20 protein-coding genes are annotated in these 21,003 nt (G+C 68.4%); 14 read left to right on the plus strand and 6 right to left on the minus strand.

Annotation, left to right across the window (positions count from 1 at the left end):
- Window positions 1-44: 44 nt before the first annotated feature.
- A complete protein-coding gene (locus tag QK444_RS01135) occupies window positions 45-1,697 on the minus strand; it encodes a hypothetical protein (protein WP_282776158.1) in 1,653 nt (550 codons plus the stop codon).
- 336 nt (window positions 1,698-2,033) lie between these two features.
- Between QK444_RS01135 and QK444_RS01140 the strand changes: the two genes are divergently transcribed.
- The 6 genes from QK444_RS01140 to QK444_RS01165 all read left to right on the plus strand — a co-directional run bounded on the left by QK444_RS01140 (window position 2,034) and on the right by QK444_RS01165 (window position 7,965).
- Entirely contained in the window at window positions 2,034-3,239 is a 1,206-nt protein-coding gene (locus QK444_RS01140; RefSeq protein ID WP_282776160.1) for a lipid-transfer protein, read from the plus strand.
- 77 nt (window positions 3,240-3,316) lie between these two features.
- A complete protein-coding gene (locus tag QK444_RS01145) occupies window positions 3,317-3,754 on the plus strand; it encodes an SRPBCC family protein (RefSeq protein WP_282776162.1) in 438 nt (145 codons plus the stop codon).
- Between the two features lies 1 nt (window position 3,755).
- A complete protein-coding gene (locus tag QK444_RS01150; RefSeq protein ID WP_282776164.1) occupies window positions 3,756-4,619 on the plus strand; it encodes a MaoC/PaaZ C-terminal domain-containing protein in 864 nt (287 codons plus the stop codon).
- 38 nt (window positions 4,620-4,657) lie between these two features.
- On the plus strand, window positions 4,658-5,536 hold the full coding sequence (locus QK444_RS01155) for an SDR family oxidoreductase (protein WP_282776165.1): 879 nt from the start codon (window positions 4,658-4,660) through the stop codon (window positions 5,534-5,536).
- A gap of 45 nt (window positions 5,537-5,581) precedes the next feature.
- Window positions 5,582-6,847, plus strand: a complete 1,266-nt coding sequence (locus QK444_RS01160) for an acyl-CoA dehydrogenase family protein (protein ID WP_282776167.1) — start codon at window positions 5,582-5,584, stop codon at window positions 6,845-6,847.
- 281 nt (window positions 6,848-7,128) lie between these two features.
- Window positions 7,129-7,965: an SDR family oxidoreductase gene (locus QK444_RS01165; protein ID WP_282776169.1), complete on the plus strand. Its 837-nt coding sequence runs from the start codon at window positions 7,129-7,131 to the stop codon at window positions 7,963-7,965.
- A gap of 214 nt (window positions 7,966-8,179) precedes the next feature.
- On the opposite strand, the gene QK444_RS01170 is transcribed toward QK444_RS01165, so the two are convergent.
- A complete protein-coding gene (locus tag QK444_RS01170) occupies window positions 8,180-9,040 on the minus strand; it encodes an alpha/beta hydrolase (RefSeq protein WP_282776170.1) in 861 nt (286 codons plus the stop codon).
- 63 nt (window positions 9,041-9,103) lie between these two features.
- Between QK444_RS01170 and QK444_RS01175 the strand changes: the two genes are divergently transcribed.
- From QK444_RS01175 to QK444_RS01185, 3 genes are all read left to right on the plus strand, one after another.
- Window positions 9,104-9,919, plus strand: a complete 816-nt coding sequence (locus tag QK444_RS01175; protein WP_282776172.1) for an exodeoxyribonuclease III — start codon at window positions 9,104-9,106, stop codon at window positions 9,917-9,919.
- On the plus strand, window positions 9,916-10,452 hold the full coding sequence (locus tag QK444_RS01180; protein WP_282776174.1) for a ribonuclease domain-containing protein: 537 nt from the start codon (window positions 9,916-9,918) through the stop codon (window positions 10,450-10,452). The genes QK444_RS01175 and QK444_RS01180 overlap by 4 nt, the downstream gene beginning before the upstream one ends.
- 323 nt (window positions 10,453-10,775) lie before the next feature.
- Window positions 10,776-11,264: a barstar family protein gene (locus QK444_RS01185; RefSeq protein WP_282776176.1), complete on the plus strand. Its 489-nt coding sequence runs from the start codon at window positions 10,776-10,778 to the stop codon at window positions 11,262-11,264.
- Between the two features lie 303 nt (window positions 11,265-11,567).
- Here QK444_RS01185 and QK444_RS01190 read toward each other — a convergent pair whose 3' ends face one another.
- Window positions 11,568-12,203: a TetR/AcrR family transcriptional regulator gene (locus tag QK444_RS01190; protein WP_282776178.1), complete on the minus strand. Its 636-nt coding sequence runs from the start codon at window positions 12,201-12,203 to the stop codon at window positions 11,568-11,570.
- 108 nt (window positions 12,204-12,311) lie between these two features.
- Here QK444_RS01190 and QK444_RS01195 point away from each other — a divergent pair, with 108 nt between their 5' ends.
- From QK444_RS01195 to yhjD, 3 genes are all read left to right on the plus strand, one after another.
- The gene (locus QK444_RS01195; protein WP_282776179.1) at window positions 12,312-13,250 is read left to right on the plus strand and encodes an oxygenase MpaB family protein; all 939 of its coding nucleotides are present in this window, start codon (window positions 12,312-12,314) and stop codon (window positions 13,248-13,250) included.
- 78 nt (window positions 13,251-13,328) lie between these two features.
- The gene (gene trpS, locus QK444_RS01200) at window positions 13,329-14,360 is read left to right on the plus strand and encodes a tryptophan--tRNA ligase (RefSeq protein ID WP_282776181.1); all 1,032 of its coding nucleotides are present in this window, start codon (window positions 13,329-13,331) and stop codon (window positions 14,358-14,360) included.
- A gap of 62 nt (window positions 14,361-14,422) precedes the next feature.
- Window positions 14,423-15,442, plus strand: coding sequence for an inner membrane protein YhjD (gene yhjD, locus QK444_RS01205; protein WP_282776183.1), 1,020 nt, complete (start codon window positions 14,423-14,425; stop codon window positions 15,440-15,442).
- A gap of 42 nt (window positions 15,443-15,484) precedes the next feature.
- Here yhjD and QK444_RS01210 read toward each other — a convergent pair whose 3' ends face one another.
- On the minus strand, window positions 15,485-16,852 hold the full coding sequence (locus QK444_RS01210) for a D-alanyl-D-alanine carboxypeptidase family protein (protein WP_282776185.1): 1,368 nt from the start codon (window positions 16,850-16,852) through the stop codon (window positions 15,485-15,487).
- 266 nt (window positions 16,853-17,118) lie between these two features.
- A complete protein-coding gene (locus tag QK444_RS01215) occupies window positions 17,119-17,793 on the minus strand; it encodes an ester cyclase (RefSeq protein ID WP_282776187.1) in 675 nt (224 codons plus the stop codon).
- Window positions 17,794-17,973: 180 nt separating this feature from the next.
- Here QK444_RS01215 and QK444_RS01220 point away from each other — a divergent pair, with 180 nt between their 5' ends.
- Together QK444_RS01220 and QK444_RS01225 are read left to right on the plus strand one after the other, a co-directional pair.
- Complete coding sequence (locus QK444_RS01220; protein WP_282776189.1) at window positions 17,974-19,485, plus strand: DHA2 family efflux MFS transporter permease subunit; 1,512 nt, start codon at window positions 17,974-17,976, stop codon at window positions 19,483-19,485.
- Complete coding sequence (locus QK444_RS01225) at window positions 19,475-20,095, plus strand: TetR family transcriptional regulator (protein ID WP_282776191.1); 621 nt, start codon at window positions 19,475-19,477, stop codon at window positions 20,093-20,095. The genes QK444_RS01220 and QK444_RS01225 overlap by 11 nt, the downstream gene beginning before the upstream one ends.
- Here QK444_RS01225 and QK444_RS01230 read toward each other — a convergent pair.
- Window positions 20,061-20,957, minus strand: coding sequence for a phenylalanine 4-monooxygenase (locus tag QK444_RS01230; protein ID WP_282776193.1), 897 nt, complete (start codon window positions 20,955-20,957; stop codon window positions 20,061-20,063). The two genes, QK444_RS01225 and QK444_RS01230, sit on opposite strands and share 35 nt — an antisense overlap.
- Between the last annotated feature and the right edge of the window lie 46 nt (window positions 20,958-21,003).

Genomic DNA, 21,003 nt, shown 5'->3' on the forward strand with positions numbered 1-21,003 from the left:
TGCTCCGCGAACGCAGTGCTCCGCGAACGCAGTGCTCGGCGGACTCAGTGCTGGCGGGGCAGCAGGTGGACGCCCGCCTTGTCCGTGGACAACGCCAGCGAGCTGATGTACTGGATCTCGCCCTCCGGCCCCGGCACCGCCGAGGCGATCATGTCGGGCCGCTCGAACTCCATGCCGGTCACCACACAGGGCAGCGTCTCGCCGGACGGGTTGCCGTGCTCGTCGAACATCGGCGCGTCGATGCCGTCGTCGGCGCGGCGCAGGTAGTACCGGCCCTTCGTGGCGATGGCCGTGACCGGCGTCGCGACGAAGGCGACCACGATGGCGACCAGCGGCGAATACGGCTTCAGCAGATCGCCGAACAGGCCGAAGAAGGTGGCGATGGACAGCACCGTCGACAGTCCGAAGCCGACCAGGCCCACCGGGTTGAAGTCGTAGAGCATGCCGCGGCGGAACTCCGGCACCTTGGGCGAGAGCTTCAGCACGTACTTGTTGATCGCGATATCCGTTGCGACGGTGACGATCCAGGCGATGCCGCAGTTGGCGTAGAAGCCGAGGATGTTGTTCAGGAAGTCGAACATGTTGGCTTCCATGAGCACCAGCGCGATGGCCAGGTTCACCACCAGGAAGACCAGGCGGCCCGGGTAGGTCTTGGTGACTCGGGTGTAGGAGTTGGTCCAGGCCAGCGAGCCCGAGTAGGCATTGGTCACGTTGATCTTGATCTGTGAGATGACCACCAGCACCACGGCGAGGGTCATGGCCAGCCAGCCCGGCACCATATCCTTGTAGATCTCCAGGAACTGGTGCACCGGCTGATTCGCGATGCCCTGCGCCGCAGGCAGATTCGCGATCAGGTAGACCGCCAGGAACAGGCCGACGACCTGCTTGAGCGCGCCGAAGACCACCCAGCCGGGTCCGGCCAGCAGCATCCAGGTCCACCAGCGGCGCGCGTTCTCCGGCGTCCGCGGCGGCATGAAGCGCAGATAGTCGATCTGCTCGGCGATCTGCGCGATGAGCGACAGGCACACGCCCGCGGCCAGCAGGGTGCCCGACAGGCTCACGCCCGCGCCGTCCTCGCCGCCGTAGGCGAAGAACGCCGACACCGAATCGGGATGGCGCACCAGCAGGAATCCGAACGGCAGCACCATCAGCAGCAACCACAGCGGAGTCGTCCACACCTGCAACTTGGCGAGGGTGTTCATGCCGTAGATGACCAGCGGGAAGATGATGAGCGTGGAGACCAGATAACCCAGCCAGAGCGGCACGCCCAGGCCCAGCTCCAGGCCTTGGGCCATGATGGAGCCCTCGAGTGCGAAGAAGATGAAGGTGAACGAGGCGAACACCACATTCGTCACGATGGAGCCGTAGTAACCGAATCCGCTACCGCGCGTGATGAGATCGAGATCGAGGTTGTAGCGCGCGGCGTAATAGGCCAGCGGAAATCCGGTGAGCATGACGACGATCGCGAAAATACCTATGCCCAGCAGCGCGTTTCCGGTGCCGTGCGCGATGCCGATATTCGCTCCGATGGCGAAGTCGGCCAGGTAGGCGATACCGCCGAGGGCGGAGACCCCGACCACCGCCGGACTCCATTTGCGATAGCTGCGCGGGGCGAATCGGAGGGTGTAGTCCTCCAAAGTCTCCTTGGCGGCGGCTATTCCATCGGAATCGGTCGCGCGGGTATCGATATCGACCACGTGCTACTCCCGTCAAAACCTCTCAGCGTGCACAGCAACCATGTGAACTTCGTACAGGGATGTGCACGGGCAATTGCCGATCCATTACGCCGCCGTTACGGCATCCTCGCCGGTGGTGTGGATCACAGATGCTGGCTATCGGCTGGCGTACCGGTTACGCGTGCGCCCGCGACGAAGCGCACATACACCTCTAGCTGTATGTGCAATATCCCTACGTCTACCTGGACGTTTAGTCATCAGAATCAGAGCAATCGGGTGAGCCCTTGTCTAGTTACGTGCAGAGCTGTATGTTTGTGGCCAGTTCGATCCGAACGGATCGCGAATGTGAGGAGTTCGATGACGAACAAGGTCTACGTCGTCGGCGTCGGCATGACGAAGTTCGAGAAGCCGGGCCGCCGCAAGAACGAGGACGGCAGCGACTGGGACTACCCCGATATGGCGCGGGAGTCCGGGACCAAGGCTCTCGCGGACGCCGGAATCGACTATCGGGAAGTGCAGCAGGCCTACGTCGGCTACGTGTACGGCGAGTCCACCTCGGGCCAGCGCGCCGTCTACGAGCTCGGCATGACCGGCATCCCGGTCGTCAATGTGAACAACAACTGCTCGACCGGTTCGACCGCGCTCTACCTTGCGGCGCAGGCCATTCGGGGCGGGCTCGCGGACTGCACCCTCGCTCTGGGCTTCGAGCGCATGAAGCCGGGTTCGCTGGAGTCCACCTGGGACGATCGCGAACAGCCCATGGGCAAGCACATTCTCGCCCTCGCCGAGATCTCCGAGGTGCTGTTCCCGGTGGCGCCGTGGATGTTCGGCGCGGCCGGGCGTGAGCACATGAAGCAGTACGGCACCACCGCCGAACACTTCGCCAAGATCGGCTACAAGAACCACAAGCACTCGGTCAACAACCCGTATTCGCAGTTCCAGGACGAGTATTCGCTCGACGACATCCTGGGCGCGCGCATGATCTACGACCCGCTGACCAAACTCCAGTGCTCGCCCACGTCCGACGGCTCCGGCGCGGTCATCCTGGCCAGCGAGGCGTTCGTGGACAAGCACGGCCTCGCCGGACAGGCGGTGGAGATCGTCGGCCAGGCCATGACCACCGACTTCGCCTCCACCTTCGACGGCACCGCCAAGAACCTCATCGGCTACGACATGAATGTCCAGGCCGCGCGCAGCGTGTACGACCAGGCCGGGCTGGGCCCGGAGGACTTCCAGGTCATCGAACTGCACGACTGCTTCTCCGCCAATGAACTGCTGCTGTACGAGGCCCTGGGCCTGTGCGGCGAGGGCGAAGCCGGGAAGCTCATCGACGCGAATCAGACCACCTACGGCGGCACGTGGGTGGTGAACCCCTCCGGCGGGCTCATCTCCAAGGGGCATCCGCTGGGCGCGACCGGTCTGGCGCAGTGTTCGGAACTGACCTGGCAGCTGCGCGGTCGGGCCGACAAGCGCCAGGTGGACAACGTGACCGCCGCACTCCAGCACAACATCGGGCTCGGCGGCGCGGCCGTCGTCACCGCCTACCAGCGCGCCGAGCGCTGAGGCAGCCGACCTTCCCATCCCAACCGACCGCCGCGTCCGGCAGCGCCGGGTCCGCGGCACAGCACAGGAGTTTCCCCATGGGCCACATCGAAGCCAGCAAAACCCTCAACGCCACCCCCGAAGCCCTGTGGGCGGTCGTCTCCGACCCGCAGACCTGGGACAAGTGGTTCTCCATCCACGAGCGCTGGATGGAGGAGCCGCCCGCCACCCTGGCCCCCGGCGCCAAGCTGGTCGCCAAGATCGTCATGCTCGGTATGGCGAACAAGATCGAGTGGGTGGTGGAGAGCGTCGACTCGCCCAACCAGATGGTGCTCAGCGGCACCGGCATGGCCGGGGTGAAGGTGCGGTTCACCTTCGACATCACCGCCGAGGGCGAGGGCACCAAGTTCGCCGTCTCCGGCGACTTCGAGGGCGCGCTCATCAAGGGCGCGCTCGGCAAGGCGGTCGAGAAGGACGGCCTGACCCAGCTGGACAAGACCCTCGCGCAGCTCGACAGCCTCGCCACGGCGGCCTGAGATGACAAGCACCGCAGTCGAATTCGACCCCAAGGGGCTCGACGTCTGGAGCGACGAGGAGCCCTTCGAGGTCACGCGGGAGCGGATCGCCGAATACGCTGCCGCCACCAACGATCCCATCGAAGCGCATCTGAAGGGCGATATCGCACCGCCGATCTTCGGGATCGTGCCGGTCTTCGACGCCATGATGGTGCCGATCATCGACGTGGTGCCGATGGACGTCTTCGGGCGGGTCGTGCACGGGGAGCAGGACTTCCACTTCCACCGGCCGATCCGTCCCGGCGACAGGTTGCGGTCGCGGGCCAAGGTCATCGGCTACGAGGGCCGCGACAACGGCTCCACCATCACCGTGCTCATCGAATGCCGCGCCGAGGACGGGGAACTGGTCAACGAGCAGTATCTGACCGCGTTCTTCCGCAATCTCGACGCCGGGCCGCGCGTGGGCGACACCGCTCCGGCGCACAAGTTCGATCCGGCGCTGGCGGAACGGGATCCGCTGGCGACGGTGTCCGCGCACGTGGACGCCGACCAGACCTACCGCTACTCACCGGCCTCCGGTGATCCGGTGCCGATCCACCTGGACGAGCAGGTGGCCAAGGACGCCGGACTGCCCGGCATCATCGCGCACGGCCTGTGCACCATGGCCATGTCGTCCTGGGGCGTGCTCACCGCGGTGGCGGACTCCGATGTGCACCGGCTGCGGCGGTTCGCGGTGCGCTTCTCGAAGATGGTCTTCCCCAACGACGACCTGGAGACCCGGATCTGGCGGACCGGCAGCGCGGACGGGCGCACCACCTATGCCTTCGTGACCGCACGCGGTGACGATCTGGTGCTGACCGACGGCGTGGCCGTCATCGCCGACTGAAAACCGCCCAGCCACAGACATTTCGAAGGAGAGTTTCCATGGGTGCACTCGAGGGCCGGGTGGCCGTCATCACCGGCGCCGGTCGCGGCATCGGCCGGGAGCACGCGCTGCTGTTCGCGCGTGAGGGCGCGGCCGTCGTCGTGAACGACCTGGGCGGCAGCAATGCCGGTGAGGGCTCCGACGCCGGCCCGGCGCAGGAGGTCGTGAACGAGATCGTCGCCGCAGGGGGGCGAGCGGTAGCGAACACCGACAACATCGCCGACTGGCAGGGCTCGAGAAGCCTGGTGGACCAGGCCGTGTCCGAGTTCGGCCGCCTCGATGTGGTGGTGAACAACGCGGGCATCCTGCGCGACGGCTTCATCGCGGGCATGGACGAAGCGCAGTGGGACGCGGTCATCGCCGTGCACCTCAAGGGGCACGCGGCGGTACTGCGGCACGCCGCCGCGTACTGGAAGGACCAGTCCAAGGCGGGCAACCAGCCCAATGCCGCGGTCGTCAACACCGCCTCGGCGTCGGGCACCACCGTCCCGAACGCCGGTCAGGCGAATTACGGTGCGGCCAAGGCGGGTATCGCCGCGCTCACCCTGGTGGCCGCCGATGAGCTGGCCCGCTACGGCGTGCGCGTGAACGCCATCGCCCCGATCGCCCGCACCCGCCTCACCCTGGCCACGCCGGGCATGGGCGCGATGATGGCGGCCGAGGCGGATGCGGTGGAGGAGGGGGGATTCGACGCCTTCAGTCCCGCCAACATCTCCCCGCTGGTGGCCTACCTGGCCACCGAGAAGTGCCCGATCACCGGCAAGGTGTTCGCGGTGCAGGGCGGCGCCATCTCCGAACTGGCGGGCTGGCACGACGTGAAGACCATCGAGACCGAAGGTCCGTGGACCCTCGACGATATCGCCAACCGCCTACCCTGACCTCTATTGACCCCACAGATCTTCGAAAGATCGAGGAGAACAACGATGTTCGAGTGGTCCGAGACCGACGAGATGATCCGCGGCGCGGTCCGCGCGTTCATCGACAAGGAGGTCCGCCCCAACCTGGACGCCCTGGACAGCGGCGAGATGTCCCCCTACCCGGTCATCCGAAAGCTGTTCAGCGAGTTCGGCATCGACGTCATGACCGGTGAGATGGTCGCCAAGATGCTGGCCAAGCAGCGGGTGAAGGAGGAGGCGCTGGCCGCGGGGGAGCCGCTGCCGGAGAGGCCGAAGCAGGACTCCGGCGGTGGTAGCCCGTTCGGCGGTCAGGAATCGCTGATGGCCGTGCTCATCGGCGAACTGTCCGGTGTCTGCATGGGTTTGGTGAGCGCCATGGGCGTGTCCATCGGTCTCGGGGCCACCACCATCATGTCGCGCGGCACGCTCGCCCAGAAGGAGCGGTGGCTGCCCGATATCGTGACCATGAAGAAGGTCGCGGCCTGGGCGATCACCGAACCGGATTCGGGTTCCGATGCGTTCGGCGGGATGAAGACCTACGTCAAGCGCGACGGCGAGGATTACATCCTCAACGGGCAGAAGACCTTCATCACCAATGGTCCGTACGCCGACGTGGTGGTGGTCTACGCCAAGCTCGACGAGGGCGACGGCGCGGAAAAGCGGGATCGCAAGGTGCTGACCTTCGTGCTGGACAAGGGCATGGAGGGCTTCACCCAGGGCAAGCCGTTCAAGAAGATGGGCCTGCACTCCTCACCGACCGGTGAACTCTTCTTCGACAATGTGCGGCTCACCAAGGATCGTCTGCTCGGGGAGACCGAGGAGCACAAGGGCGGCGACGGACGCGACAGCGCCCGTTCGAGTTTCACCGCCGAGCGGGTCGGCGTGGCCTTCATGGCGCTGGGCATCATCAACGAATGTCACCGCCTCTGTATCGATTACGCCAAGAACCGCAAGCTGTGGGGCCAGGAGATCGGCCGCTTCCAGCTGGTGCAACTCAAGCTGGCCAAGATGGAGGTGGCGCGAATCAATGTGCAGAACATGGTGTTCAGCGCGCTGGAGCGGGGCCGGGCCGGAAAGCAGCCCACCCTGGCGGAAGCCTCGGCCATGAAGCTGTACGCCTCGGAGGCCGCCACCGAGGTGGCCATGGAGGCGGTGCAGTTGTTCGGCGGCAACGGCTACATGACCGAGTACCGGGTGGAACAGCTGGCCCGCGACGCCAAGTCGCTCATGATCTACGCCGGTAGCAACGAGATCCAGGTGACCCACGTGGCCAAGGGGCTGCTCGCGCAGTAGCGGTCACGCCCGGAGCCGCCCGCGCACGGCGGGCGGCGCCGGTGCTCGCGGGGTGCGTATACACGCACTCGTGGTCGGCGGGCCGGCGCCGTGCGCGTGGACCGGGCGCACGCGGGGAAGCGGGCCGGATGATCGCCCGAGCCCGTCCAGCGCGGTATCGCGGCTCGGTGCTCTCGGGTACCCGGCGATTCGCCCGAATCCGTGCGGGATTGCGGTGGGGCGATGAATCATCGAAATAGTGACCCGGCCGGTGTTCCGGCCGATGCCGACTTGGAGGCGAGATGAGTACGGCGGCGACAATCGCGGGCAAGGTCGTGGTGATCACGGGAGGGGCGCGCGGCATCGGTTTCGCGACCGCGCGCGCCCTGCGGGATCTCGGGGCGCTGGTGGCCATCGGCGATGTGGACGAGGCCAAGGTCAAGGAGGCGGGCGCGGATCTGGGGCTGGAGGTCTACGGGAAGCTCGACGTCACCGATCCCGACAGCTTCGCGGCCTTCCTGGACGAGGTCGAGCGGCGGTTGGGGCCGCTCGACGTGCTGGTCAACAATGCCGGGATCATGCCCGCGGGCCGCTTCGCCGACGAACCCGACCGGGTCACCCGGCGCATCCTCGACATCAATGTGTACGGCGTGGTGCTGGGCAGCAAACTGGCCGCGCAGCGCATGCTGCCGCGCGGACGCGGCCACATCATCAATATCGCCTCGTTGGCGGGCGAAGCGCCGACCCCGGGGCTGGCCACCTACTGCGCCAGCAAGGCCGCGGTGCTCCAGCTCACCGAGGCGCTGCGGCTCGAGCACCGCGACTCCGGCGTGCATTTCTCCGCCGTCGCCCCGACCTTCACCAATACCGAACTCATCGCCGGTACCGAGGGAGCCAAGGGGCTGCGCAACGCCGAGCCGAAGGACATCGCCGACGCGGTCGCCGGACTCATCGCCAAGCCACGCCACCGCGTGTCGGTGACCCGCGTCGCGGGTGCGCTCGTCCACCTCCAGTACTTCCTGCCGCGGGTGGCCAACGAATTCCTGGCGCGCTCGTTCGGGCTCGATCACGTGTTCACCGACGAGGTCGACCAGGACGCGCGGCGCGCCTACGAACAGCGCGCCCGCGGCGAGAACTGAATCGGGCGACCGTCGCCCACGCGGCGGCTCGCGGTACGGCCGGGATCCCGGCCGTGGGCGGCGACCGTCCCGGCGGTGATTCCACCGTGCGCAGGCGGGCGCGGCCTTCCCGCGCGTGCGGACCGCCGGCGCGGCCGATCATCTCGGTCGTGCTCACACCGCCCGCGGGCGGGTGCGGCTCGACGATCCGGATCACCGAACGAATTCGATCAGCTCACACCGCGCGCAGGCGGGTGCGGCTGGCGTAGACGTGCTCGGCGATGAGGGTCGCGATCCGGTCCGGGGCCTCCAGCATGGGGACGTGTCCGACGCCGTGGATCATGATGCGGTCCGCGGTGTCGGGCAGTTCCTTCAGGAAGCGGCGGGCGTAGACCCGGTTCGGAATGATGTGGTCGTGCTCGCACATCAGCAGCCGCACCGGGGTGGGCAGATCGCCCAGATGCTCGAGGCAGGGTGCGCGCAGGCCGCTGACCAGCATGGGGATCATGGCCTTGCAGTTCAGGGCCGAGGTGATGGCCGCCTCCACGCCGCGCCGGTGCGCGGCCGAGAAGTTCTTGGTGAGCAGGGCCGCGACGAGCTGGCGGATCGGCGCGCTGAACGCGACCGCCTCGGGCAGGCGCTTGCCGATCTCCACCACCGGTACCAGCGACAGGAATTTCATGCCCACCCGGATCTGCAGGCTGGACGGGGTTTGCCAGCCGCCCGCCGGGGCGATGGCGGTGAGCGTGCGCGCCCGGCCGCGGCGGGCCAACTCGAAGCCCACCCAGCCGCCCAGCGAATTCCCGGCTATATGGCAGGAGCGCCAGCCCATCTCGTCGAGTTGATCCTCGATGCGATCGGCGAGGGCGCTGACGTCCAGGTACCAGCCCTCGAAATCCGGTCCGCCCCAATGCCCGGTGAAGGCGGGGGCGAAGACCTCGCAGTGGTTGGCCATCCGCTGCGCCACCTGTTCCCAGCAGTGCGGGGAGAGCATGAAGCCGTGCAGCAGGAGCAGCGGTTCGCCGGAACCCATGTGGAGGGCTCTCATCGGCGCGAGCGGGGTGGTGGGCGCGGTGGTGCCTGACGTCATCGTCATCACCCCTTCCTGGACCTCGATGTCCACGAGAAGAGTGGGATAGCCGCATTGTACGGTCGTACCGTGCCCACCATCATCTCTACGATCAACGTCAACGGGATCCGCGCGGCCACCGGCAAGACCGGGAAGGGGATGCTCGAGTGGCTGGACGTCACCGAGGCCGACGTCATCTGCCTGCAGGAGACGCGGGCAACCGAGGAGCAGACGCGTAAGGCGCTGGCTCCGGCCCTGGATGCCGGATGGTTCCTGAGCCACGCCGAACCGGGCGTGAAGGGACGGGCGGGCGTGGGTGTGCTGTCGCGGCGCGAGCCCCGCGCGGTGCGCGTCGGCATCGGCCACGACGACAACGGAACCTGGGTTCCCAGTACCGAATTCGGTGCCACCGGCCGCTATATCGAGGTCGACTTCGATGAGCTGACCGTGGCGAGCGTGTACGTCCACACCGGCGAGGCGGATACGCCCATGCAGGACGAGAAGTACCGCTTCCTGGACGCGGTGGGCGCGCGCATGCTGGCGCACACCGGCGATTTCGTCATCTGCGGTGACTGGAATATCGGCCACACCGAACTCGACATCAAGAACTGGAAGGGCAACGTCAAGAACGCCGGATTCCTGCCGGGGGAGCGGGCCTGGGTGTCGAGCATGCTGGCCGCCGGATACGTGGACGTGGTGCGCGAACTGCATCCGGGCGAGCCCGGACCCTACAGTTGGTGGTCCTACCGCGGCCGCGCCTACGACAATGACGCTGGCTGGCGCATCGACTATCACCTGGCTCGTGGCGAGATCGCCGTGCGCGCCAAGCAGGCCGTGGTGGAGAAGGCTCCGACCTATGCGCTGCGCTGGTCCGACCACGCTCCCGTCACGGTGCAGTACCGGTGACGGTGTCGCCGCGGCTGCGCGCCTGGCTGTTGCTGGGCGTCGCCCTGGTGGCGCTGGCGGTGGCGGTGCTCGGCTCGCGTGGCGGCGACTCCGGCCGAGAGGCGGCCTCGCCCAGCGGAAATCGCCCAGCGGCCACCTCGACCACCGCGGCCGATCGGGACGCCGGGATAGCGAGCACCGCGCCGAAACCCGGCCCCGCCAACGGAAATCGCGGAACCCCGACGACGGCGGCCGCGCTCAGCCGGGTCCCGGGCGTCCCCGACCGCGCCTACCGCACCCTCGTCGAGATCGACGCGGGCCGCTGGCCGGACTCCGCCGACGCTCCCGGAACCCACGGCGGCGACCGGTATTTCAACCGCTCCCGAGCCCTGCCGAGCAAGGACGCCGCGGGCAATCCGATCACCTACCGCGAATGGGACGTGAACCCCAAGCAGCGGGGCCGGGGCCGCGACGCCGAACGCATCGTCACCGGCAGCGACGGCTCCGCCTACTACACCGGCGACCACTACGACACCTTCACGAGGATGCGCTGATGCCCCAGCCGATCTCGCTGTCCCAGTTCCTGTCCGCCGACGCTGTCCGCACGGAATCGGCCGCCCCGCACCCGAAATCCGGGGTCACCGACGCTGTCCCGGACACGGGCCGGACGGAATCGGCCGGTGATACGCCCGGGGCGTCGAGCGCGGCCGGATCAGGCCCGGATGCGGCCGCATCGGCTGTGGCAGGGGCCGAGCGAGCCGAAACGGCCGAGGGAACGGGCGCGGTCGAGCGGAACCGGGCGGGGCGGACGGATGCACGCGCCCAGGATCCGCGGGAGCGACGTGGCGTGGGAGGGAACGGGGCTGATGAGTCGGGCGTGCCGGGTCCGGCCGCTCCCGTGCGGCCGACCGACCGGACCGACCCGGTAGCACCCACGCCCGTGCTCGGCGCACTCGACGTGAGCGCCCCCGAGTTCGGCGGTGTCCGCTACGCGGTGCCGGACGGCTATGTGGTGCGCGAGGTGCGCGGGCGCAGTATGCGCACGGTGGCGGGTGTGCTCGACGAGTTCGCCGCCGCCTTGCAGTTCCCGTACTACTTCGGCGGCAATCGCGACGCCTTCGACGACAGCCTGCGCGACCTGGACGACCGCCTCGGCCCCGCGCGGGGCTATGTGATCGCCGTGCGCGACGCGGACCAACTGCTCGCCGACGCACCCGAGCAGCGGTCCTGGTTCGACTCGGCCATGACCGACGCGGCGGACTACTGGGCGCGGCGCGGGGTGGTCTTCCGTGTGGTGTTGCAGGGTGCCGTGCCGCCCGCCTCCGCGACGGCGTCGCTGGTATTCGATACGCGGGAAGCCGACTGACTCCGGCGAACCGGGCAGCTTTGCCGCCGACCGGGTCAGTGGTGACCCCGTCCGTTGCCCGGTCACCGTCACCTCCGCGCGGATCCGATCGGCGTGCAGGAAAGCCGTGGCGTGCGATCGATCAATCGATGGTGGTCAAAACCGTGGTCCTGGGGGCGCGCAACACCTTGGTCGCCTCGTGCATCCCGGACTGGGCGGCGTCCTCCATATGCGCGTCGAAGGCAGCCGTGCTCTCTCACACCTGCACCGCGTAGATCGCGCCGGCGTCGTCGAGATTCGCGTACTCGAGAGCCGCACCGAGGTTCAGCGCAGCCGCTGCGCCAGGTCCTCGGCCAGCAGCACGAACACGTCGGTGGTCTGGTCGATGAGTTCGTCGCGGGTCATGGCGAGGTCGCCTTCGACCCAGCTGGCCAGGATCTGCACCAGGCCGCCGACCAGGTAGGTGGCGCGGAAGGCGATGGCCGGGTCGGGGTCGGCCTCGGTGAGGCCGTAGAAGTCGATGCCCTCGGCGGCGACCAGGTTCGCGAAGGTGCGGATGGTGTGCAGGGTGCGGGAGCGCAGTTCCGGGGTGGCCGCGCTGACCAGCAGCGCCACCCGGGTCTTGCGCGGGTCGTCGGCGAGGACGCCGATTCCGGCGGATACGGCGGCGTGCGCCTTGCCGTGGGTGTCGTCGGGAGCGGTGAGCAACGCGCGCAGTACCGTCGCCGCCAACTCCTCGGCGATGCCGTCGAACAGCGCGGTGAGTACGGCGTCGCGGCTGTCGAACTGTTCGTAGTAGTAGCGCTCGTTGAGTCCGGCGCGGGCGCAGAGTCCGGCGACGGTGAGCCGTTCCAGACCCTCGCTGCCGAGGATGTCCAGGGCGGCGGCGAGCAGGGCCGCCCGGCGTCCCGCGCGTCGTTGTTCCGCGGAGACGCCACCGTAGGTTCGCTGCCCGGTCACGAGTCGATTCTGGCATGGTCGCGTTTTTGGCAGGGGTCCTTGCCAGAATCGTAATTCTGGGGGATGCTCTTGCCAGATGGACGTGCGTCCCCCTGACTGGAGGCAACGATGCCCGCACGCGAGCCCGGATACTTCTCCGACGATTCGATGATTCGCCGCGTCATGCGCAAGCGGGCGGTGGGACTCACCTACGGCCAGCGAGCGCTGGTGATCGGCGCGGTCAATCCGCTGCTGTACGTCGGCACCGCCGAGAACACCCAGCACCGGACCACCCCCTACACCCGGCTCGCCCTGACCGGCCGCCTGTTCGAGGCCGTCTTCCTGGGCAGCAAGGCCGAGGCCGACCGGGCCCTGGCCTTCACCCGCAAACGGCACGCCCCGGTGAGCGGCGCACTGCCGGAGGCCGCGGGGGACAAGCATCCGGCCGGGTCCCGCTACTCCGCCCGCGACCCGCACCTGATGTACATGACCATGGCGTTCACCTTCGACTCCGCCGAGGTCATGCACGACCTGCTGGTCCGCCGCCTGACCGACACCGAGCGCGAGGGCCTCTACCAGGACTATGTGCGCTGGGGTGAACTGTTCGGCATGCCGCGTTCGGCCGCCCCCGCCAGCTACCGCGAGTTCCGCCGCTCCTTCGACGCCTACCTGGCCTCCGACGAGCTGTACCTCACCGACGAGGCCGAACTGGTCGGCTCCTATCTCATGGGGCAGCGGGTCGCCTACCCGCTGCCGCTGCCGTTCCAGTCCGCCGCGTCGGGATTCTCGCTGCTCGTGCAGGGCAGCCTGCCGCCCCGCATCCGGGAGATGTACGGGGTGAGGTGGGGCCTGCCCGAGGAGGTCGCCTTCCGCGGCCTGACCCGGGCCGTTCGCACCGCCCATATCGCCCCGCCGCTGGTGCCCGCCCCGCTGCGCGGCCCCCTCTCCGGCCCCAGCCACCCGCTCTATCGCCTGCTCACCCGCCGGGAACAGCAGCTGGTGAACTCCGGTCGGCCCAGCATGCCGGGGGTGGATCCGCGTCCGCTGGCGGCGCGGCTCGGCGCCTGACGGGCGGTGCGGGCGGCCCCGTGCGGCCGGGCGGGGTGGCCCGAAATCCCGCTGGACGCGGCATGGGAAGATCGGGGCATGTCCAGTCCTGCACCCACCCCCGATCGCAAGCAGCGGGTCCTGTCCGGGATCCAGCCGACCAGCGGGTCCTTCCACCTCGGCAACTACCTTGGCGCGGTGCAGTATTGGGTGGGCATGCAGGAGGACTACGACGCCTTCTACTTCATCCCGGATATGCACGCCATCACGGTGACGCAGGATCCCAAGCAACTGCGCGAGCGCACCAAGATCTCGGCTGCCCAGCTGCTCGCCGTCGGCGTCGACCCCAAGAAGTCGACGCTGTTCGTGCAGTCGCACGTGCCCGAGCACGCCGAACTGACCTGGGTGCTGAACTGCATCACCGGTTTCGGCGAGGCCAGCCGGATGACCCAGTTCAAGGACAAGTCGGCCAAGCAGGGCGCGGACAACGCGACCGTGGGCCTGTTCACCTATCCGGTGCTCATGGCCGCCGACATCCTGCTCTACCGCGCGCATCAGGTGCCGGTCGGCGAGGATCAGCGCCAGCACCTGGAACTCACCCGAAATCTGGCGCAGCGCTTCAACACTCGGTTCAAGAAGACCTTCGTGGTGCCCGAGGCGCATATCGTGTCCGGCACCGCCAAGATCTACGACCTGCAGGATCCGACCTCGAAGATGAGCAAGTCGGCCGCCAGCGATTCCGGGCTGATCAACCTGCTCGACGATCCCAAGGTCTCGGCCAAGAAGATCCGCTCGGCCGTCACCGACACCGAACGCGAGATCCGCTACGACCCCGAGCACAAGCCCGGCGTCTCGAACCTGCTGGCCATTCTCAGCGCGCTCACCGAGACCCCGATCGTCACCCTCGAGCAGGATTACGCGGGTAAGGGCTACGGCGATCTCAAGGCCGATACCGCCGACGCGCTGATCGAATTTGTCACTCCCTTCCAGGCGAAGGTGGGAGAGTATATGGCTGACCAGGGCGAACTCGACCGCATTCTCGCCGCGGGCGCGGAGCGGGCGCGTGAGGTCGCCGGCAAGACCCTCGCGCAGGTGTACGACCGGGTCGGCTTCCTGGCTCGGCCGAGCTGATTCGGCCGGGTCGGCGCAGCGCCGATATCCGCCGCACCCGCGCGGGGCCGTGGCGGAGGTGAATGGTGCTCGACAAGGTCAAAGCGCGAATCGAGGGGTGGATCCAGGCCCGCCCGTGGCTGGACCATATGGTGCGCGCGGGCGGCCGATATCAGCGGCAGCGCGGCGACTATTACGCGGCGGGCATTACGTATTTCACTGTGCTGTCGCTGTTTCCGCTGCTCATGGTGGGTTTCGCGGTGGCGGGCTTCGTACTGGCCAACAATCCCGAGCTGCTCACCGACATACAGGAGAAGATCGTCGAGAACATTCCGGGCTCGGCGGGCGAGCAGCTCAACGACCTCATCGACCAGGCCGTCGAATCCCGCGCCGGGGTCGGCATCATCGGTTTGGCGGCGGGCCTCTACTCCGGGCTGGGGTGGGTGGCGAATCTGCGCGCGGCGCTCACCGAGCAGTGGGAGCAGAAGGCCGAGGAGCGGAACTGGTTCGTGACCAAGGGGTCCGACCTGCTCGCTCTCGTCGGTCTCGGACTCGCCTCGGTGGTGTCGCTGGGCCTGTCGGTGCTGGCGGGCAGCGGACTCGCGGGGGAACTGCTCGAAACTGTGGGGCTCGACCATGTTCCGGGCGCGACCGCCGTGCTGACCGCACTGTCGCTGCTGCTGGCGGTACTGGCCACCTGGGCGCTGTTCGTCTGGATCATCGCCCGCATGCCCAGGCATGCGGTGACCCTGCGTAGTGCGGCCCGCGCGGCCCTCATGGCGGCCATCGCCTTCGAAATCTTCAAGCAGCTGGCCACATTCGTTCTCAAGCGGGTGGCGACCAGTCCGGCCGGGGTCGCCTTCGGTCCGATCCTCGGCCTGATGGTGTTCAGCTACATCACCGCGCGCATCATCCTGTTCGCCACCGCGTGGGCGGCCACCGCCTCGGAAAACGACGTCCCGGCGGATATCCCGGCGCCGGGACCGGCGGTCATCGAACCGCGGGTGAGCGGTCCGGGGCTCACCGCCGGGGCGGGGGCGGCCCTGTTCGGCGCGGGAGCCCTTGCCGCCGGGCTGCTGTCGACGCTGCGCCGCCGACGATGAAGCTCCCCGCCCCGATCGATCGGTACCCGGTGGCGGGCGGTTTCAGTAGCGACGGCGGCTGATGCGGCGCGCCCCGGCCAGTAGCACGAGCACCAGGATGGTGCCGCCGACCATGAGGGTGACCCGCAGATTGTCGTGATCTCGGCCGCGTGGCGACAGCGCCCCGGCGTCGTCCAGTGGTGGACTCGCCACGGCCACAGCGGAATCGGTGCTCTCGGTACGTTCGGACCCGACATCCGCCAGTGATCCGATGGTCGCCCCGTCCGGCAGGGCGAAACCGTAGTCCAGCAGCCGGGCCGCCTGTTCCCACGGCCGCAGTGGACGCACCTCGGCCTGCAACAGGGTCACCACCAGTCGGCGGCCGCCCCGTTCGGCGGCGGCCACGAACGTCTGCCGGGCATCGTCGGTGAAACCGGTCTTGCCGCCCAGCGCGCCCTCGTAGTTGAAGAGCAGGTGGTTGTCGTTTCCGATGGCGAAGCCGGGATGGTCCTCGTCGCCGGGCACCAGCGGATTCGCCGGAAAGCCCGGAAAGTCCACCTGTTCGGTGCGAATCAGTTCGGCGAACAGCGGGATCTCCATGGCATCGCGGAACAGCACCGCCAGGTCGTAGGCCGAGGTGCTCATGCCCGGACCGTCCAGACCCGACGGGGTGGCGGCGCGAGTGTCCAGGGCGCGCAGCTGTTTCGCTCGCGCGTTCATCTTCGCCACCGCGGCCTCGTCGCCGCCGAGTTGCGCGGCGATGGCGTGCGCGGCGTCATTGCCCGAGGCCATGATGAGCGCCTGGAACAGTTGCCGATTGGTGTAGCGGCCACCCGGCCCGATGCCGACCCGGGTGCCCTCCACATTCGCGTCCTCCTGGGTGCCGATCACCACCCGGTCGAGATCGAGGGTGCGCAGCGCCACGGCGGCCAGCAGCACCTTGATGGTGGAGGCGGGCCGGTAGCGGCCGTGCGGATCCTTGGCGGCGAGCACCGCGCCGGTATCGAGGTCCGATACCACCCACGCGGTGGCGGAGATGTCCTCCGGCACCGTCGGCGCGCCCTCGGGCAGCACCAGGCCGCAGCCGCCGAGCTGGTCGCCACCAACGGGTTTCGCCGGAATCGGCAGCGGGGTGGGCGTGGGCTGGCCGGGGGCGGGCACCTCCGAGGTGTCGACCGGTGGTGGCGGCTGCGTCTTGTTCGGGCAGGCGTCGGTATTGGGGGTGGTGAACGGTGCCGTGGTGGTCGGATCGGCGGCGGGCGGTTGCGCGGTGGCGGGACCGATCGCCGACAAGGCGATGAGGACGACTGCGAGCAGTGGTGCGCGCAGCGCCGCGAACCGGCCGGTCCGAATGCCCCGGCATCCGCCCGCGAGGTGCCGGGCGGGTTCGGTGGCGTAGTCGTGGGGTGCTGGCCCGCGGCGAATACTCATCGTGGATGAGCTTAACGGTGGCCGATTCGCGGTCCACCGCATGTGCCGGGAACCGTCGGTCCCATATCCGGCCGGACGGTGTGCGGGCCCGGTGCCGACCGTACGGACGGGAGCTGCCGCGATGCGGTCGCGCGCACCGTATTCCGGCGCGTCGCCGACCGCGCGGAGGCCGACGACGCTCGAAGATCTCCCCCCGGAGTGGTCGCCGAATCCGGGTGACGAGCCCGTGTATCGGCGCAGCGGCGGTAACCGCTTGGGGGAGAGTGCTATTCGGTGCTCTTGTGCACGGGGCAGCCGTGCGCGAGCGGGCCGAGCAGCTTGTTGTTGTCGTAGAAGTGCTCGAGTTCGAGAATGCGCAGATCCTCGCTGACCTTGGCGATGGTGATGCCGGTCATCTCGATGAGCTCACCGGTGGGCTCGTGGCCCTGGTACGCACCGGTGTAGCGGCCCCAGTGCCGCCACTTGAAGGTGACGGTGGGTGGGCCCGCCAGTACCTCGAGCACCTCCCAGAAGAAACCGCCCGGGAAGGCGGTGTGGAAGATGTGGTGCGAGGATTCGAAGTCCTCGCCCGCCGGGTAGTAGGGGTTGTCGCCGATCAGGATGTTGTAGCTGCCGATGCGGGCGAACTCTTCGGCGTTCTGCCAGGGACCGCCGTTGACCCGGCCGCGGTAGTGCTCGGCGACCAGGGAGACCCAGGTGGCCGGGTCCTTCTTGTGCGACACCTCCATTTCGAAGACCTTCACCAGCTCCTCGACGATGGCCTCCAGCGAACCGGGGGCGTGGTCGGTGGTGCGCTCCTTGGGCATGACCTCCTTGCTCAGGTGGTAGTCCGGAGCCTCCGCGCGCCAATCCTCCGCTGCCGCAGCGGCGATCACGGCGTCGCGGCCCTGGAGGTGGAGTGGGGTCTCGGTGGCTTCGGATTCTGTTGTATCAACCGTCATTTCGTGCCTCTTGTGTCCAGACCCGATGTGGGTCAGTCGATCTCGTTTCGGACCGGTTGAACCTAACAGCGAACGCGGGCGGCGTCGCGTCGAACGCGACCGACGTGACAGCTATTGACAGCGACTAGTAAATGATAGACGCTTTCAAAATATAGTAACTAGCAAATGATCGGAGCTGTCATGAAGGCTGCGGACACCCGCCGCTGGCTGGCCCTCGGCGCGCTCTCGGTGGCCATGCTCACCATCGGACTCGATGTCACCGTGCTGACCGTGGCGCTACCCACCGTGGCCGTCGACCTGCACGCCGACACCGCCGCGCTGCAGTGGTTCACCAGCGCCTACACCCTCGCGCTGGCCGCGCTCATGCTGCCCGCCGGTGCGCTGGGCGACCGCTACGGCCGCCGCAGGTTCCTGCTCGGCGCCTTGCTGCTGTTCGGCGTCGCCTCGGTGGCGTGCGCCTTCGCGGCCACCTCCGGCCAGCTCATCGCCGCCCGCGCCGCGCTCGGGGTCGGTGCGGCGGCCATGATGCCGCTGTCCATGGCGGCCCTGCCCGGCCTGTTCCCAGACCCCGACGAGCGGCAGCGCGCCCTGACCATCTGGATCACCGCCACCGCCATCGGCCTGCCGCTCGGCCCCATCGTGGGCGGCTGGCTGCTCCAGCACTACTGGTGGGGCTCGGTGTTCCTGATCAATGTGCCGCTGGTGATCGTGGGCGCGATCGCGGTGCCGCTGCTGCTGCCGGAATCCCGCGGCGACACTGTGGTCCGCATGGACCTGCCGGGTGTGGCACTGTCGGTGCTCGGCATGCTCGGTCTCACCTACGGCTTCATCCGCTGCGGCGACGAGGGCTGGGGCGACGGCATCGCCTGGGCCTGCATCGCCGCCGGGGTGGCGCTGCTGGCGGCGTTCGCGCTGTGGCAGCGGCGGACCACCCATCCGCTGATCGATCCGGAACTGTTCCGGGCGCGCGGATTCCGCTGGGGCACCGTGTACATGGTCCTGGTGCAATTCGCCATGTTCGGCCTGTTCTTCACCATGCCGCAGTACTTCCAGGCCGTGCTGGACGCGGATGCGCTCGGCAGCGGGCTGCGGCTGCTGCCGCTCATCGCGGGTCTGCTCATCGGCACCCGGGTGACCGACCGACTCCTGCCCGCGGCCGGACCGCGCGTGGTGCTCACCTCCGGATTCGCGCTGCTCGCCGGAGGGCTCGCCCTGGGCGCATTCATCACGGTGGACAGCGGCTATCCAGTCGCGGCCACCTCCCTGACACTGCTCGGTATCGGCATGGGTTTCGTCATGCCCGCCGCTATGGGGCTGGCCATCGACGATCTCTCGGCCGAGCGCGCCGGTTCCGGCTCGGCATTGCTACAGGCGCTGCGTCAGGCGGGCGGCACCATCGGCATCGCCGTACTCGGCACGGTACTGTCCACCGCCTACCGCGCCGGACTCGGCGACCTGGATCGCGCGCCGATCAGCGACAGCGTGAATTCCGGTGTGGCGGTGGCAGATCAGCTCGGCGACGGCGCGCTGCACACGGTGCGGACCGCCTTCGTCGGCGGTATGAGCGCCATGCTGTGGGTATGCGCGGCGATCTGTCTGGCCGCGGCCGGGCTCGCGGCGCTGACCACCGGGCCGCGAGCCGGAGGTCGGACGCGCGCGGCCGATACGGGACAATCACTGCATGTCGGTTGAGTCGAAGCCCGAGACCCGCCGAGCCGCCGGGCGGTCCGGCGGGTCGCTGCGTGAGCGGAAGAAGGAGCGCACCCGCCGGGCCATCCGCGTCGAGGCTTTTCGACTGTTCCGCGAGCAGGGCTATGCCGCGACCACCGTGGAGCAGATCGCCGAGGCGGCCGAGGTGTCGCCCAGCACCTTCTTCCGCTATTTCCCGTCCAAGGAACAACTGGTGCTGGCGGACGACCTCGACCCGATCCTGATCGCGAAATACCGGGAGCAGCCGCGGGAACTGCCCGCGCTGGAAGCCATCAAACGGGCCATGCTGGAGGCTGTCGCCGCACTCGACCCGAGTCAGTTCGCGTTCGAGCGTGAGCGCGCGGATCTGGTGCGCAGCGTCCCGGAACTGCGCGGCGCGCTGGCCCGGGAGATGGACCGCAATGTCGACCTCATCGCTGGGATGGTCGCCGAACGGGTCGGCCGCGATGCCCGCGACGTCGAGGTGCGCGCCCTGGCCGGGGCGCTGATCGGAGCCGCCGAGGCGGTACTGATGGACCCCGACCGCGACCCGTTCGATCTCGCGGCCGTCGCCGGGATCATCGACTTCCTGTCGGCCGGGATGCCACTCTGAGCGGCGACTCGTCGTCCATCTCGGCGAAAAAGCCGCCCACCACGTCCTCGATCTCGGCCACGGACTCGGCGCAGTACAGCACCGGCTGGTAATGCGTGATGTCGTAGCTGATGGTGCCCATCTGGGCGATGTCCAACGGCCGCAGCTCGGCGGCGCGGAACTCTTCGATCTCGCCGTACGAGGACAGCAATCCGGCACCGTAGCAACGGACCTCGCCCTCCTCGCGGACCACGCCGAACTCCATGGAGAACCAGAAGACATCGGCCAGGAATTTCAGCGCGGTGTCGGTCTCCAACCGGGCCACCGCCGCGCCCACCTCGGAGTAGATGGCGGCGAAGCGCGGGCTCGCCAATTGATTGGCGTGGCCCAGGATTTCGTGCACCGCATCCGGCTCCGGGGTGTACAGCGGCGCGCTGTGATGGCGAATGTACTGCGTGGAGTGGAAGATCCGGTCCGCGAAGGAACCGAAGAACTCCCGCAGCGGCACCAGCCCGGCCGCGGGCACGTAGCGGAAGCCGGTGAGCGGGGTCAGGGCCGCGGACACCTCGTCGAGTTGGGGAATGCGGTCGGCGGGCAGCGCCAGCCGCTCGGCGGCCGCCCGCACCTCCGCACAGGCGTAGCGGCGGCGTTTGCGGGCCAGCTCGGCGGAGACGATCCGCCAGACCTCCTGTTCCTCGCCGGTGTAGTCGACGTGGGGCACCGGCTCCCCGGGGCGATACGACAGTGCGAGGGCGGCAATGGCATTGCGGCGGGCCCGATACTCCGGATCGTGCACGCCGGGATGCTCGTCGCTCAGATGCACCGTCACATCACCGTCGGCGCCCGTGGTCACCGGCGAGTACAGCTGAGCTTCGGTGAACATGCCTCCAGGCAAGCACTACCGCCTCACCATGACAACAAAAGCCTCT

The sequence above is a fragment of the Nocardia sp. CC201C genome (assembly GCF_030010695.1).
Lineage (GTDB): Bacteria > Actinomycetota > Actinomycetes > Mycobacteriales > Mycobacteriaceae > Nocardia > Nocardia otitidiscaviarum.

Coding starts and splice junctions, on each gene's coding strand:
- QK444_RS01195 (WP_282776179.1), top strand. CDS start 12,312: ATGCCCGCACGCGAGCCCGGATACTTCTCCGACGATTCGATGATTCGC.
- QK444_RS01140 (WP_282776160.1), top strand. CDS start 2,034: ATGACGAACAAGGTCTACGTCGTCGGCGTCGGCATGACGAAGTTCGAG.
- QK444_RS01145 (WP_282776162.1), top strand. CDS start 3,317: ATGGGCCACATCGAAGCCAGCAAAACCCTCAACGCCACCCCCGAAGCC.
- trpS (WP_282776181.1), top strand. CDS start 13,329: ATGTCCAGTCCTGCACCCACCCCCGATCGCAAGCAGCGGGTCCTGTCC.
- QK444_RS01165 (WP_282776169.1), top strand. CDS start 7,129: ATGAGTACGGCGGCGACAATCGCGGGCAAGGTCGTGGTGATCACGGGA.
- QK444_RS01210 (WP_282776185.1), bottom strand. CDS start 16,852: ATGAGTATTCGCCGCGGGCCAGCACCCCACGACTACGCCACCGAACCC.
- yhjD (WP_282776183.1), top strand. CDS start 14,423: ATGGTGCTCGACAAGGTCAAAGCGCGAATCGAGGGGTGGATCCAGGCC.
- QK444_RS01215 (WP_282776187.1), bottom strand. CDS start 17,793: ATGACGGTTGATACAACAGAATCCGAAGCCACCGAGACCCCACTCCAC.
- QK444_RS01225 (WP_282776191.1), top strand. CDS start 19,475: ATGTCGGTTGAGTCGAAGCCCGAGACCCGCCGAGCCGCCGGGCGGTCC.
- QK444_RS01230 (WP_282776193.1), bottom strand. CDS start 20,957: ATGTTCACCGAAGCTCAGCTGTACTCGCCGGTGACCACGGGCGCCGAC.
- QK444_RS01170 (WP_282776170.1), bottom strand. CDS start 9,040: ATGACGATGACGTCAGGCACCACCGCGCCCACCACCCCGCTCGCGCCG.
- QK444_RS01150 (WP_282776164.1), top strand. CDS start 3,756: ATGACAAGCACCGCAGTCGAATTCGACCCCAAGGGGCTCGACGTCTGG.
- QK444_RS01220 (WP_282776189.1), top strand. CDS start 17,974: ATGAAGGCTGCGGACACCCGCCGCTGGCTGGCCCTCGGCGCGCTCTCG.
- QK444_RS01160 (WP_282776167.1), top strand. CDS start 5,582: ATGTTCGAGTGGTCCGAGACCGACGAGATGATCCGCGGCGCGGTCCGC.
- QK444_RS01155 (WP_282776165.1), top strand. CDS start 4,658: ATGGGTGCACTCGAGGGCCGGGTGGCCGTCATCACCGGCGCCGGTCGC.